General features: G+C 63.9%; 14 protein-coding genes and 2 pseudogenes. 13 read left to right on the top strand and 3 right to left on the bottom strand.

Annotated features, from left to right (window positions below; all coding sequences use genetic code 11):
* Positions 1-355: 355 nt before the first annotated feature.
* Positions 356-1,950: pseudogene (locus GR303_RS23720) on the bottom strand (IS66 family transposase).
* Between the two features lie 18 nt (positions 1,951-1,968).
* On the opposite strand from GR303_RS23720, the pseudogene GR303_RS25370 reads away from it, so the two are divergent.
* The 4 genes and pseudogenes from GR303_RS25370 to GR303_RS23700 form a co-directional block, all read left to right on the top strand.
* Positions 1,969-2,905: pseudogene (locus GR303_RS25370) on the top strand (DUF1612 domain-containing protein); the annotation flags it as partial.
* Positions 2,906-2,956: 51 nt separating this feature from the next.
* A complete protein-coding gene (locus GR303_RS25615; RefSeq protein ID WP_246205880.1) occupies positions 2,957-3,169 on the top strand; it encodes a helix-turn-helix domain-containing protein in 213 nt (70 codons plus the stop codon).
* Between the two features lie 341 nt (positions 3,170-3,510).
* On the top strand, positions 3,511-4,029 hold the full coding sequence (locus GR303_RS23705) for a hypothetical protein (protein ID WP_161726841.1): 519 nt from the start codon (positions 3,511-3,513) through the stop codon (positions 4,027-4,029).
* A gap of 63 nt (positions 4,030-4,092) precedes the next feature.
* Entirely contained in the window at positions 4,093-4,527 is a 435-nt protein-coding gene (locus GR303_RS23700; protein ID WP_161726843.1) for a hypothetical protein, read from the top strand.
* A gap of 9 nt (positions 4,528-4,536) precedes the next feature.
* Here GR303_RS23700 and GR303_RS23695 read toward each other — a convergent pair whose 3' ends face one another.
* Complete coding sequence (locus GR303_RS23695) at positions 4,537-5,067, bottom strand: hypothetical protein (RefSeq protein WP_161726845.1); 531 nt, start codon at positions 5,065-5,067, stop codon at positions 4,537-4,539.
* Between the two features lie 405 nt (positions 5,068-5,472).
* On the opposite strand from GR303_RS23695, the gene GR303_RS23690 reads away from it, so the two are divergent.
* Positions 5,473-6,462 (top strand): AAA family ATPase, encoded by a 990-nt coding sequence (locus GR303_RS23690; RefSeq protein ID WP_161726846.1) that lies wholly within the window; start codon positions 5,473-5,475, stop codon positions 6,460-6,462.
* A 4-nt stretch (positions 6,463-6,466) separates the two neighbouring features.
* Positions 6,467-8,926 (top strand): S8 family peptidase, encoded by a 2,460-nt coding sequence (locus GR303_RS23685; RefSeq protein ID WP_161726848.1) that lies wholly within the window; start codon positions 6,467-6,469, stop codon positions 8,924-8,926.
* A gap of 46 nt (positions 8,927-8,972) precedes the next feature.
* On the opposite strand, the gene GR303_RS24505 is transcribed toward GR303_RS23685, so the two are convergent.
* Positions 8,973-9,140 carry a hypothetical protein gene (locus tag GR303_RS24505; protein ID WP_210254037.1) on the bottom strand — a complete coding sequence of 56 codons (168 nt, stop codon included), beginning with the start codon at positions 9,138-9,140 and terminating at the stop codon, positions 8,973-8,975.
* 167 nt (positions 9,141-9,307) lie between these two features.
* Between GR303_RS24505 and GR303_RS23675 the strand changes: the two genes are divergently transcribed.
* The 7 genes from GR303_RS23675 (at position 9,308) to GR303_RS23645 (ending at position 14,016) form a co-directional block, all read left to right on the top strand.
* Positions 9,308-9,916: a DUF1513 domain-containing protein gene (locus tag GR303_RS23675; protein WP_161726866.1), complete on the top strand. Its 609-nt coding sequence runs from the start codon at positions 9,308-9,310 to the stop codon at positions 9,914-9,916.
* Between the two features lie 263 nt (positions 9,917-10,179).
* Positions 10,180-10,824 (top strand): hypothetical protein, encoded by a 645-nt coding sequence (locus tag GR303_RS23670; protein ID WP_161726852.1) that lies wholly within the window; start codon positions 10,180-10,182, stop codon positions 10,822-10,824.
* Between the two features lie 61 nt (positions 10,825-10,885).
* The gene (locus GR303_RS23665) at positions 10,886-11,284 is read left to right on the top strand and encodes a Tat pathway signal protein (protein WP_377029259.1); all 399 of its coding nucleotides are present in this window, start codon (positions 10,886-10,888) and stop codon (positions 11,282-11,284) included.
* Between the two features lie 10 nt (positions 11,285-11,294).
* On the top strand, positions 11,295-11,981 hold the full coding sequence (locus tag GR303_RS23660; RefSeq protein WP_161726856.1) for a MotA/TolQ/ExbB proton channel family protein: 687 nt from the start codon (positions 11,295-11,297) through the stop codon (positions 11,979-11,981).
* Complete coding sequence (tolR, locus tag GR303_RS23655; protein WP_161726858.1) at positions 11,981-12,427, top strand: protein TolR; 447 nt, start codon at positions 11,981-11,983, stop codon at positions 12,425-12,427. Before GR303_RS23660 ends, tolR begins: the two co-directional genes overlap by 1 nt.
* A 26-nt stretch (positions 12,428-12,453) precedes the next feature.
* Positions 12,454-13,383, top strand: coding sequence for an energy transducer TonB family protein (locus GR303_RS23650; RefSeq protein WP_161726860.1), 930 nt, complete (start codon positions 12,454-12,456; stop codon positions 13,381-13,383).
* A 135-nt stretch (positions 13,384-13,518) separates the two neighbouring features.
* Positions 13,519-14,016, top strand: a complete 498-nt coding sequence (locus GR303_RS23645; protein ID WP_161726862.1) for a TonB-dependent receptor plug domain-containing protein — start codon at positions 13,519-13,521, stop codon at positions 14,014-14,016.
* Positions 14,017-14,121: the final 105 nt, after the last annotated feature.

Genomic DNA, 14,121 nt, shown 5'->3' with positions numbered 1-14,121 from the left:
TGGACGGCTTCCGTCCCCTGCGATTGCCGAAGGCTTTGGCCCACGCTGCATAGCCCGTTGATAGAGGGCGTTCCTTGTTCGTTCTACCTTAGCGTATAATCAGGAACAGATCTTGCGCTGACCCCATTTAGGACCTATATTGGCTCCCAAGCACTTCAAGCAGGTGCTCGCCGGCAGCAGCGGATCAGATCTCCGCGGAAGCTCTCTGATAGAGCGCCACACTGCCTCACCCCACGATGTAGTAACACCTTGCTTTGCTTCTTTCTGCTGAGCTATAGCTGGGAACATCAATGACATAGCTTGGGGATTCAAGCGTGGCTTTCGGCGTAATCGGGGCAGTTTGGGGGGCCATGCCTCAGGCTGACTGGATGACGAGGTCGGCCAGCGGCGGGATCTTCGGCTGATCTCCGTTCAATCCGAGCCGGTCCCCAAGATAGGTGAAGAACGACAGCCCGAGCTTGCGGCAGGTCTTCGAAAGCCCCAGCATCACGTCGCGTGCCACACGGCCATCGGCGCTCATCGTGCCGCCGGAGATCTTGCGCTTGATCACGCAGGCGCGCAGGTCGTTCTCGGACGCATTGGTATGCAGCGGGATCTCCGGCCGCTCGAGCACCCGCAGCAACTCGTCCTTGCGCCGCGCCAGGCGAGCCAGCAGCTCATCCAGGTCCTTGTAGCCCGTGCGCTGGCCAAAGATCCGGTTGAACTGCCGCCGGAATGAGGCCTCAGCGCCCGGGGCAGGACTCTGTTTCCACAGCTTCAGACTACGATAGAAGCACCAGATCGCCGCGCGCACCAGCTCAACGGCTTTCGCCTGCTTGGGCGAGGTCGGCATCAGCTTTTCGAGGTGGCGCTCGGCATGAACCCAGCACAAGGCATGCGTGGCAACCCGGAACTGGCCGGCATCGTCGGAGACCACGACGGTGTTTTCCATCAGCCCATGGTGCCGGAGCGCACCCCAGGTGGCGGCTTCGTTCAGCGACTGCAGCAGGGGGCGGTCGAAGATGTTGATCGAGCACCGCGCCAGATGCTCCAGCCATTCCAGATCCGAACTGAACACTTTGCCCTGGAGCTTGGTCAATCGAGCAATCACGGCTCCATCGACAGGCTGGGCGCGCAGATAATCCAGCGTGGCTTCGTTGACGACGTAGTCCTCACGGCCGGCCCGCAGCAGCGACAGGAAGTTCAGACGGGATTTCGACCGGCTGGTGCGAAAGACGCAAAAGCGCTCGCCGCCGATCTGCGTGGTCACGCCCGGGCGGCGGGCATGGCGCGCACCGGTGTCATCGACGGTGAGGTAAGGCGAGGAGGCCAGGCCGGCCTGCAGGATCGCACGATCTTCCTGCGCGAACCGCTCCAGGTCCGAGGTGAGCAGGCGCACGACCTCTCGCTTGGAGATCGACAGGCCGATGCTGTTCAGCAGATCGGTGAGGCGCTCGGTGGTCACCTGGCCTTGCGTGTGCAGGGCGAGGCAGAACCGGCGCACGCCGGGCCCGTACCCGCCGGCGACGGCGCGATGAGGGTCTGGCCCTCGGGCGTGAGCCAGCGTTCCCGCTTGTAGCGCACCACCTCGGCGACCAGCACCAGATCCCGTCGCACCACCGTCTTGTAGCCTTTGAAGCGCGAGCCGGCTGGCACCTCGGCCCGGATCGTCACCTCGCGCGTGACCCGATCCCGTTTGGCGCCGCGCCCGGGGCGCCGGCCAGGCTTGGCGGGCCGCGGCTGGGTGGCCTTTTCCATGCCGGAGGGTTTGAAGGGCGGGCGCGGCGGCAGGTTCTTGAGCCGGGCGATCTCGTCCTTCAGGGCTTGGTTGTCGATACGCAGGTTGCTGTTGTCGAGGCGCAGTTGCTCGACCTCTTGCTCCAGTCGATCAATCTTACCGGCCAGATCCGTGACGAGCAGACGCAGGGCCTTCTGGGATAGGGGCTTGGCGGAACCACCGGGCGCGCTCATGCCTGGATTGAATCACGAATGCCCGTTTGGCGGAATCCCTGCCCCCCAATGTGCCCCACTTACGCTTTCGGCAGCAGGGCAGGGGACTACGACGACGAGCGGCTGACACCCCGCACCTATGCTCTGCCCGAGCTGGCGTGGGAGACCATCGCCGGCCGGCTCGAGCCGATCACCATCAGCCTCCTGCGCTTCGATGCCCGACTGGAGGCCTCAGGGCTGTCAGCTGGCTGGCAGTCGCGCTGTGACATGACCGAAGCAGTACGCGCCCTGCTGCTGGACGGCCATCTTGTCGATGTTGGTGATCTCGTCCTGCACGATGCCGGCATGGACGTGCGCCACCCCACCCACGAGCTCACCCGCGCCGCCGCAGCTCTCCGCGCGAGACGCACCGCCATGGCCCGCAAGGCGCCGTGGCCCTTGTCCATCGACGGCCTGGCCGCCCTGCGCGGCATCGGCCCCGTGGCCGAGGAGGCATCCGTCAGGTCGAAGGGCAAGAAGCCTGACCCGGACGATGACGAGGTCTATCCGGCCTATGCCAACGATGCCGATCCGTGGAAGGCGCACTTTGCCGAGATCGATGCTCTCCTGGATCGCACCAGCAAGGTGCTCGCCGGCGAGACCCCGCTGCGCAAGAGCCGCTCGCATCTGGTCTATGATCCCGATCAGGATGAGGGTGAGGCCGAGGACCTGTGGCTCGATGTGGTCCAGCGCACCTCTCACTGGCCGGCCATTGCGGCGGCCGCCGTGGCCTGGAACGCCTGGCTCGATCTCAACCTGTACACCCGCCTGCCCTGGCTCGGGCTGATCATGGCAGCATCCATCCTGCGGGCGAGGGGGGCTCACCCATCATCTGCTGCCCTTGGCGGCTGGCTTCAAGCAATCCAGGTTCCGGCCGCAGGGGCGGGAGGGAGCGGCCGAGAAGCTGGAGGGCTTCTGCCAGGTGCTCGAGGAGGCGCTTGGCATTGCCCACAAGGACCTTGATCGGCTGATCCTCGCCCGCGAGCTGATGAGCCGGGTCACGGCCAAGACCCGCTCCAACTCGAAGCTGCCGGAGCTGGTCGAGCTGTTCCTGTCGCGCCCGCTGGTTACCGTGCCGCTCGGGGCCAAGCTCTTAAAGGTCACGCCCAAGGCGGTCGATCTGATGCTGGCCCAGCTCGGCGGCGCCCTGCCGCGCGAGCTCACCGGACGAACCCGCTATCGCGCCTGGGGCATTGTATAAATCTGCCCTTCATCTTGAAGGGAGGCTGTCATTTACCATTCATGTATCTTGAGATAATAGCTCCTCCCGTTCCAAGGGACGGCGGCACATGTTGGTATGGAGTACGGTTGTTACTTTTCTAATCTCGCTCGCGGCAGTAGGCCCACTGCGGGAGAGTTCTCCATCCTGGCTCCAATCCGGCGCTGAGTTCCTCGCCGTGATCAGCGTCTTTGCCCTGGTGTGCTTGCTGGAGTCGAGCGGCAACAATACCGACCGCTCCAATCCAGCCTCCTGAGAAAACTTAGTAAGGAACTGCCGACTACCGTGCTGCTCCGTCACCTCCTCTAATCGGAGACAGCACCATGAGAGCCCTTCTCCTTGCCGCGATCGGCAGCGTCGTGTTGTCCCCGGCAGCCGTTGCCGACGGCATGAACCTGGCCGGCTCGCTTTGGCAATGCACCCGCTCGAGCGATCAGTCCCAGTTCGTGATCACCTTCTACCCGGGCGGAGGGGTTGGGGGAGGGGAGTTTGAGCATGACGAGGTGAGCCCCTACATCTTCGATGCCTCCCGCACAAAGCCAGGGGAATGGCCGGGCCAGTGGAAACAGACAGGCCAGCGCTTCACCTGGGCTTTTCCGGATCAGAGCATGCGGATTGAGGGGAGCCTTCAAGGATCTGGTCAACCTGGGGCACGGCTCACTGGCACCGAGACCTCGCCAGGAGGCAGGTCTGCTATGGCATGCACGGCCTTGTCCCGGCTGCCAAAGATAGGGGAGGGGCTTGTGATACCCAGGAACAGCCGCTTCATCGACTTGGATGGACAGGAGGGCGAGCTCAAAGTACCCGCGGGGGTCTCCCTCCAGGAGCCAGGAGCGCGCTAGCAGCGGCATTCGGGCGGGTGCCCGAACCTTGGGAAAGCCCCGCCCGATGCCCATATATGGTCTATGCCGCACAAGGGTTCTTCACCGCGCACGCTCGACTTGTTCGAGGTCACTCTGACCATCCCGACGCCCTCGTCTGAACCGGCTCCTGTTCCGGCTAAGCCGCCGGCGCTGGCCAGCCTGTCCGATGTTCAACTGGCCCAGCAGCTTGTCGATCTCGTTGAGGAGGTGCAGCGCCGACTGGAGAAGGGCGGGTACAACCACCTGGAACTGGAGACAGCCGCACGACAGGCCAGAGCATCCCTGGATCGGCTTGCTCCAAGACGCACCAGCCAAGTTAAACCCTCGAGATCTGCCAAGGGCTCTTCGCCGCTGCAGGAGGGACAGCGCAAAGCCGTGCGGGCCGCTGTTCTGGCCGGAGTAGCCCCCACTCAAGTGGCCAAGCACTTCGGCCTGTCGCTGGCTGCCGTGCGCAAGGCACTTCAGGAGACCGAGTAAGCTACACCGCTACTGGCGCGCCAGAACAATCTCGGTGGTCTGCTGAACGGGGCCGCCGGGGGTGAGATTCTCTGCAACCATAATGCGGGGCCTGCCCCGGCCGTCATTCCGGATCACCATGGCAGCTTGTATGTCGCCGTTGACCGGGCGCGGCCACTCGATCCGGAGGTTCACAGCATCACCTTTGCGGGTGCCGCTGAGCCGGGCAGGGCCGATCTGGGAGCCGGTGTAGGTTCCGGGGTATGTGCCGGAGCGGGGATCATGAACGAGATCAACCCCGATTGGGTGGCTGAAGATCACAACGGCGCGGCAGCTGCCCAGTGCGCTGATCCGGTTCTCCGCAGGAGCTCCTGTGACGGAGCAGGTCACCTGTCGCAGCTGAGAGGCGCCCTCGCGCCGGACCTTTCCGGAACCGGACCAAGTACCGCGGAAACGCTCAAAAAAGTCAGCCTCGGCGGCCTGGACAGAACTCCAGGTCAGTGCGGTGGCGGCACATGACAGTGTGACGGCTGTGATCAGCTGAGGTAAGGCTGCGGACATGCAAGCGGCTCCTGTGATGCCGCCTCAACTCGAGCTTCCGACCCGCGTTCCCGGACTCTTGGAGAGCAAGCCCCGATGGTTGCCAAATGTATCATAGCCGGACGCTCTGACTTTTAATCAGCGGGTCGCAGGTTCGAGCCCTACATCACCCACCAAATTTCTCAAGAAAATCAAAGACATTGTTGGTTCGAGGCCGGTGGCGCTCAGCGTACCCAATTCTCGGGTAACGCCTAGGGTAACGCGCGCCAAGCTCCCCGATGTGCCCGGGCGAAGCAGGGTCATTAGGCCGTCCCGCTAGTAACCACTCGCTCCGATTTGTTTGGACAACACCGGCGCTATCCTATTTGGTAAGTTGCCCAAGACAGATGAATGTTATGCTCTAACCCCGAAGGTTGGATCGGTCCAATGAGTACGTCACGTCACATAGTCGCTCTGCTTCAGAGCCACATTGCCGGCGACGATGATCGATTCATGTCGGTGGCGACACAGCTTGCTGCGCATGAGGCTCGCCAAGGGCACGGGAAGCTCGCCCAAGAGCTGCGGGAGCTAATCGATTCGGCTAAGGGCCGGAGCTCCACGGTCGCCCGTCGGGGCGCCGGCCCTGTACCTCTAGCTCAACCGAAAGGGGAGCTGAGTGGCCTTCTGGCGGCCCGCTACTCCGACATCCGCCTCAACAGTATGGTTCTCGCTCCTGATCTGCATGCAAAACTGGAGCGGGTCATAAAGGAGCAGCGCCAGCAGGAGCGCCTTCGGGCACATGGGTTATCGCCTCGGCGCAAGCTCCTGCTGGTCGGGCCGCCGGGTTCGGGCAAGACGATGAGCGCCGCCGCGCTCGCGGGCGAGCTCAAGCTGCCGCTGTTCACGGTTCTCTACGATGGACTGATCGGGAAGCTGATGGGCGAGACAGCGACCCGGCTCCGCCTTGTCTTCGACGCAATTGGCTTACAACGCGGCGTTTACTTTTTCGACGAATTCGATGCGATCGGCGCCCAGCGAGCCGGGCAGAACGATGTCGGCGAAATTCGCCGTGTCTTGAATTCCTTCCTCCAATTCTTGGAGAACGACGACGGGCCAAGCCTGATCATCGCAGCCACGAACCACCCCGAGCTCCTTGACCGGGCGCTGTTTCGCCGGTTCGACGACGTTATCACCTACGATCTGCCGACGCCGGACATCGCCTGCGGCATCGTGGAGAATCGGCTGTCTACGTTCAGCCTCAAGACCGTTGAATGGAGCGGCGTTCTCGAGGCAATGGCAGGGCTGAGTCAGGCGGAGATCGCCCGCGCGGCCGACGAGGCCGCTAAGGGGGCGGTGCTGAGCGGGTCAAACGAGATCAGCACTGCTATGTTGATCGCCGCCCTCCAAGAGCGCCACACCGCGAACACGTCCCAATAGTCAGATGGCGAAGGCACCCCGGAACCGGCCACACTTCCTGATGCAGGGTGGCGTCGAAAGCGAAATCTACACCTCACCTCGTCGCGGCAGCAGCGGACTACCGCCAGCGCGTGCTCGGGCGGCGCACGCCGCAAAGCTTGAACAGGCGCTCGGGCAGGCGATCGCCGGAGCACGGCAGCAGCTCCTAACGCGCGATCCGCAACTCGCAGAAGGCGAAGCTGGCTTCTACCTCGATTTCGAGGTGCCGGTGGAGCATCAGGCGGCTCTGGACGGGCTGGAAAACCGGCCGAGGAAGATCGAGCTGGTTGCCGTCCACCCGCCCACAGAGGACGCCGAGACGATGCGCGCCACGGTGTTCGTGCCCGAAGCGCAGGCTGAATACTTCACGAACAAGGTTGAGCAGTACCGGAACGAGGAGACGGCGGGCGGCAAGCCAAAGAACCAGAATCTGGTCGCGCGGATTGAGGACGTGCGGCTCTCGGCGCTGCGCTCGCTGTTCACAGACGCGGACGATCTCTTCCCAGGCGACGGTGTTAGGGTCTGGTGGGAGGTATGGCTCCGCGACCGGCGGCTGCCCAACTTCCGCGCCGTCGCTGCGCGTCTCGAAGTCACGGTGAAGCCGCACCTCGTGAGCTTCCCTGAGCGCGATGTCGTGCTCGCGCTCGCCGACACGGAGACAATGGCGCGGCTGGTAATGAACACGGACGCGGTTGCGGAGCTTCGGGCGCCCAAGGATAGCCCTAGCTTCTTCCTCGACATGCGCCCTGTCGATCAGGCCGATTGGGCGGGCGACCTCGTCGATCGCGCCTTGGCGCCTGGTGCGCTCGCGCCGGCCGTCTGTGTGCTCGATAGCGGCTGCACCCAAGGTCATCCACTTATCGCGCCCGGCCTCGAGCCAGAGGATCAGCACGCTTATGATAACGCCTGGGGCGTGGGCGACAGCGCCTTCTGGACGGGCCACGGCACGATGATGGCGGGCGTCGCCCTCTATCGCGACCTGGAGGCCGCGCTTGCGACCGGAGAGGTGATCGAGCTCACGCATCGGCTCGAGACCGTGAAGGTGCTGCCGCCCAATGCGCAGAATGATCCGGAGCTCTACGGCGCAGTCACCGAGGTCGGCATTGGCAAGGTCGAAGCGGCGGCGCCCGGCCGGCGGCGGGTGTTTTGCATGGCAGTCACCAGCAACGTGGGGTTGGGTCGCGGCCGACCCTCGTCCTGGTCGGCGGCCGTCGACAAGCTCTGCTACGGCGGCGGCGATCAACGCCGGCTGATGGTGCTCGCTGCCGGGAACATCCGCGATCCGATCGACGCGGACGAATATCTTGACGCCAACGATCTGGCTGAGGCCGAGAACCCGTGCCAGGCTTGGAACGCGCTCGTCGTCGGGGCATATACCGACAAGACGACGATCACCCACACCGACTTCGCAGGCTGGAACGCGCTCGCACCGGCGGGCGATTTGTCGCCGGCCAGTCGCACATCCAACGTCTGGGACCGCCAATGGCCGATCCGGCCCGACGTCGTGTTCGAGGGCGGAAACTTCGGGCACGACGGCATGAACCCGGCGGAGGCGATCGACGATCTCCAGCTCGTCACCACCCACTACCGGCCGAACGTGAGACTGTTCGATAGCTTCGGCGATACGAGCGCCGCCGCCGCATTGGCCGCCAACTTCTCAGCCGGCATCATCGCCGAGCGGCCGGAGCTCTGGGCGGAGACGGTCCGTGGGCTGATGGTCCACTCGGCCGAGTGGACGCCGGCGATGCGCGCCTGGTTCGATGCCGCCGGTTCGCAGGCGCAGCGCGCGGCGCTGCTGCGACGGTACGGCTGGGGCGTGCCCGACCTCGAGCGCGCTCTCCTTAGCGCCTCGAACGACGCCACCTTGATGGTCGAGGACGCGCTGCTGCCCTTCCGAAAGGACGGATCGGCGATCAAGACGCGCGACATGCACTTGCACCGGCTGCCCTGGCCGCGCGACGAGCTGCTCGCGCTCGGCGAGCAGGACGTCGAGCTTCGGGTTACCTTGTCCTATTTCGTCGAGCCGAATCCGGGCGAGCGCGGCTGGACCCGCCGGCACCGCTACGCCTCGCACGCGCTCCGCTTCGCCGTGAAACGCTCGCTGGAGAATCTTCAGCAGTTCAGGCAAAGGATCAATCGCGCAGCCGAAGCTGAGGAAGAGGGGCAAGTCGGGGCAGCTGCAGGCGCAGATGAGTGGCTCCTGGGCACAATCCGCGATCGCGGATCCATCCACTCTGACATCTGGCGAGGCAGTGCTGCTGCCCTCGCCGATCGCGATGCCATTGGCATCTTCCCTGTAAGTGGCTGGTGGAAAGAAAAACCAGGATTGCAGCGGTGGGAACGATCCGCTCGTTATTCACTGCTGGTATCGCTGCGGGCGCCTGAGGCTGAGGTGGACCTTTACACCAGTATTGCGAACCGGCTTGTCATCCCAATCCAGGTCTAGCATCCAGAGATCCCGGAAGGCGTGGGCTGTAGCTCAATGGTCAAAGTTAGCTCTTCACCGCTACGGACGAACTCACCGCAGGAGTTTCGTCCAGTTTGATCAGGTTGTCGGGAAGCCCGATCTGATCGAGGGATGAGCGGATGTTGATCTGTGCGCGGCGGGAATCTAGCGCCAGTCGTTGAACGGACTTCGCATCCCGCGCTATGTCATCCATGCCGGACACTTCACGACGAAGTGCTCGCAAAATCTCATCATGGAAATAGGTAGACCAGGGGGCAGCTGTCGCTCGCGGAGCAGTTTCACCTGCTCGCCGCATAAGGGCAGTACGGTGCATCTACTGCTTCTCGCCCCTGTTCCGGATTTGCGACAGAACCCACATTCCTGCCCGGCGGCGAGCGCCTTGTCGTCGCCAATGGGGGAGAGCGCACGGAGTCGGAGAGCCGCGATGTCGTCAACAAAAGGGAACTCCAGCCGAGCCTTGCATTTCTCAACGCGGGAAGCGGTGAAGTCGAGAACCGCATCGAGCTTGCGCGCGAGCTTCGCAACCTGAGCATCCGTCACCTCGCCTGCGCGCCGGATGGTGAGATCGTGGTCGGCTGCCAGTTCAAGGGCGACCCGCTCAATATCGTTCAATTGGTCGGCATTCTCGTGCCGGACGGCGAGACGGTCCTTCTCAACATGCCGGAGGACGACCTCGTGTCGATGGCGAACTATGTCGGCTCCGTATCGCTCGACCGCTCCGGTGTGATCATCGCCGCCACGAGTCCGCGGGGCAATGTCGTGGCACTCTGGGACAGGGCCTCGCGGCGCTATCTGGGGCGCAGGCGCATGCCGGACGTGTGCGGACCCGCACGGGATAGCGGAACATTCCTCGTCACCTCGGGCAACGCGGGCGTGAAATTGACGACAGTCGAAAGGCGAACCCTCGAGCGGGTCGGCGGCGATCTCGACCGCTGGGTTTGGGACAACCATGCGCTTTCTCTCGCTTGAGCAAGGACAGAGCCTGACACCGTTTTTGGCAGCCGATCCAAGGCGCTTTCACGAAAAAAGTTACTCTAAACAGCTTCCAAAGAAGAAAAATATCTGAGGTGCTACAGCAACATAGAGTCTGTTTTAGAATGGCTCTGAGTGTCTGCTAACCCATTGACGCAAATAGATTATCGCTGCTACTTACTCCTCGTTCGCAGCCGTATTTTGGCTGTCGTCCAGCCGCTTGGCCTTGAACCACGTCGATTGGAAGAAATCATGACCTCATGGCATCGCAGGCGCGAAGTTTCACTTTCGCCGCCGCCTCAAGTCTGTCGACCACTGGCGTAAAGAGCCCCGCCGCCCGCCGCATAGGCACCTCGTACAATGCATTGCTGAGGCCCGCGCATGTTTGCGCCACGGGAGCGCTCGCCCGGTCAACAGGTGTATTCATGAACCGATACGATCAACAGACGAGCCAGATCGCCGACATCTGCTCGGACGATGCCGACGTGCTGGGGCTCTCGATCCTGCGCTTCGTGGCCGCCGGCTACATAACGAGCGATGTCGCCTGTTGGGATGCTGCTTACGATGCAGCTGAGCGGATGCTCGGACCGATCGAGGGCCCGCAACTCGTCGCTGCCATGACCTGGATCATGCGCGCGATCCGCCACGAGCGTGAAGGAGATTGGGCCTTCATGCCGGCCACATGCTGCCGAGCGACGGCAGATGAATATCAGCTCATGGGCCTCATCCACTGCGCCCGTCGCGGTCTCCAGGACGACCTGCGGGGAAAGGCGAAAGCTCTGACGAGAGGGCAGCCGGCCTCAAGCCTGTGCGCGTGCGTGACCGCCGCCGCCGACAGGCTGAATGCTCTGCGGCTTGGCCTTGCGCCTCAAACCCCGCGACCGGCCAACGCCGCCATCCACTGAAACGACGGAAGATCACGATATGCAGGTACGGAGTTTTTCGAGCGGATTGCCGCTGCCCTTGATGATGTTGGTGGCGGCCGTGGGTGTCAGTCCCGCATGGGCGCAAACAAGCGGTGTTCGGATCGAGCTCAACAGACTTGAGGCTGCGGGGGAGAACTGCCGCGCCTATTTCCTGATCGACAACCAGAAAGGGGAGGGCTGGCGCTCCCTCAAGCTCGATCTCTTCGCCCTCGACACGGATGGGGTCGCCGCCAAGCGGCTCGCGGTCGAGGTCGGACCTGTGCCGGAGAAGAAGACGCTCATCAAGCTGTTCGATTTCACCAGCCTCGCCTGCCCCCGCCTGGGGCGCATCCTGCTCAACGACGTGATGGCGTGCGAGGGCGCAGCCGGTTCACGCGAGGCCTGCCTGTCTGCCATCGAGACGGCCTCGAAGGTCGCCACCGTCCCCTTTGCCAAGTGAGGCGAAACCAATGAATGAGATCGCTCCCGCGGCCGCTCACGACATGTCGTTCCTCGGTCTGTTCCTGCAGGCTGACCCAATAGTCAAAGGCGTCATGATCCTGCTCGTTCTGGCATCGCTCGGCTGCTGGACGATCATTGTCGACAAGGTCGTGCGCCTTGCCTCCCTGCGGCGTCAGGCGCGTGCCTTCGAAGCCGCCGCCCGTTCCGGCGAGAGGCTCCAACCGCAGATGCCGGGACCCACTGGCCGGATCGTGGGCGCAGGCCACGAGGCCTGGCGCGACCAGGACCCGTCCGAGACCAGGGCCGAGCGGCGGGAGCGCATCGAGCGTGCCATGCGGGCTGCACTCGCGGTCGACATGCGCCGGCTCCAGCCGGGCCTCCCCTTCCTCGCCACCATCGGCTCGGCGGCGCCCTTCGTCGGCCTGTTCGGCACCGTGTGGGGCATCATGAACTCGTTCTCGGCCATTGCGAAGAGCCAGGATACGAGCCTCTCCGTCGTGGCTCCTGGTATCGCCGAGGCCCTCTTCGCCACGGCGATCGGCCTCGTGGCCGCCATCCCGGCGGTGATCGCCTACAACAAGCTCACGACGGATCTCGGGCGCGTGCAGCAATCCTTCGCGTCGGGTATCACCGCCCTTGGCGACCGCCTTGCCCGTGACCGCAAGCCCCACCTCCGGTCAGAGGCCGCCGAATAATGGGCATGGGACCGCTCCGCTCGGGCGAGTCGGACGACGAGTTCGGCGCAGCGCCGCTGTCCGAGATCAATGTTACTCCGCTCGTGGATGTGATGCTGGTGCTGCTCATCATCTTCATGGTGGCAGCGCCCCTCATGACTGTCGGGGTGCCGGTGCAATTGCCGAAGACCGCCCCGACGAATGTATCACAACCGAAGCAGCCCGTTGTCGTCACCATCGACGAAAACGGTCAGCCCTTCCTCGACAAGGAGCCGCTGACTCCCGACACCATGGTGCCACGTCTGAAGGAACTAGCCGCCCAGGATCCGGCCCAGGTCGTGCTGGTGCGAGGCGACCGCAACGTGCCTTACGGGCGCGTCATCGAGATCATGGGACAGGTCAACGCCGCCGGCTTCAGCAAGGTGTCGCTGATCGCGCAGGCACCCGGCGGAAGCTCGGCGCAGTGATGATTGGGACGATACAAACCTCCGGGTTGAGCAGGGGAACGGCCGGCGAGCAGGGACGCCTCGGCGCCGCCTTTCTGGTCGCGCTTACCCTGCATGTTGGCGCTCTCGGAGCCATGGTGCTGTGGACTTCGCGCGACGTCCAGAACCCGCCCGGCGAGCAGGAAATCACCATTGATCTCGCGCCCGCCATGGAATTCGCCGAGGCGGTTGCTGCGGTCGAGGCAACGGCACCCGCGCAGGCGTTGACGGAGCCGATTGAGGCCCAGCCGCCAGAGCCGATCACGGCAGCCCCCCCTCCACCGGAGGAGACAACCGAAGTGGTCGAGATGGCTGAGGCGCTGCCGCCGGACGCCGCCGAGGTTGTCCCCTCCCAAGATCTGGTCGAAGCCGTGCCGGCCGATGCGGCGCCCGTCGAAGCGCCGGCGGCGGACGAGCCCGACGTGGTCGCAGCCGTTCCTCCACCCGAGGAGACTGTCGTCGCAAAGGCCGTCGAGGAGAAGCCTGCGCCAAAGCGTGTGAGGCCGCCCGCGCCGAAGAAGGTTGAGCGTAAGCCTCCGCCGCGCCGGGACGTCGCGGAACAGCGGCCCGTCCCCTCGACCCCGCGGCAGGGACAGGCCTCCTCATCGCGCGAGAACACAGGTGGCGCGGCCGCATCGGCTGATCCCAACGTGCTCAACCGCTATGTCGCGCAATTGGCTGCCGCCTTGCGGAGTCGCCTGCGTTATCCGGAGACCGCGCGGGCGCAGGGACTTGAGGGCGTGGCCACCATCCGCTTCACCATGCAGCGGTCAGGACAGATCGTCAGTGCTTCCCTGGTGCGGAGCACCGGGAACCCATCCCTCGATCAGGCGGCTCTGGCCGCCGCCAGTCCCGGAACCAGCCTTCCCGCGGCCCCGGAGACTATGCCGCAGCAGCAACTCACCGTCTCGGTGCCGCTCCGCTTCAACCTGCGATGAGGAGGACAAGCGCACCCGACCCATCTGACAGCCCTCAAGTTCCTACACGTGCAGAAAAACATCTCCTAACCTTTCAGTCGGTTCGCTCGAAACGGACAGAACTAAAGCCAAACAGAAAGACCATCTATGAGTACAATGGGCATCTTCACCGCGCGGAAACTCATCCTGCGCTCGGGCGTCGCGACGGGCCTGCTGCTTGCCGCCGCCTGTCCGGTCAGCGCGCAAGAGGTTCTTGAACTCGAATCCATCACCGTTGAAGCCGACAAGGGACGCGCGCAGCAGTCGGGCGGGCAGAAAGGTGAGGCAATTGGCACGTCGGCGAACGTCGCCACCAAGCTCGATTCACCCATCATTGAGACGCCTCGCTCGGTCAGCGTCGTCACGGAACAGCGCCTTGAGGATCAGGGCGTGCAGGACGTCGACGATGCCCTGCTCTACGTTCCCGGTGTCTATGGCGCTGCCTACGGCCGTGACACCCGCGGCGACTTCTCTCTCATCCGTGGTGTGGCGCCTGTTCAACTCGTGAACGGCCTGCGCTCGAACTTCGGATTCTACAACAACCCGCGCATCAATCCTTTCACTCTTCAGAGCGTGGAGGTGATCAAGGGGCCGGTGCCGTCGCGAGTTGTGTAGGAATTCGGGTGGCGCGATCTCCGGTATGAAGATGGTATTCGGTCAGGCGGCGAGGTCAATCGTCTCCTTTGTTTCTGATGCTTGTGGGAGTGTCTTCCAGCCGTC

Origin of the sequence: Microvirga arsenatis, assembly GCF_009910705.1 — a bacterium.
Classification (GTDB): Bacteria; Pseudomonadota; Alphaproteobacteria; order Rhizobiales; family Beijerinckiaceae; genus Microvirga; species Microvirga arsenatis.
This window is presented reverse-complemented; position numbering and strand designations above follow the sequence as displayed.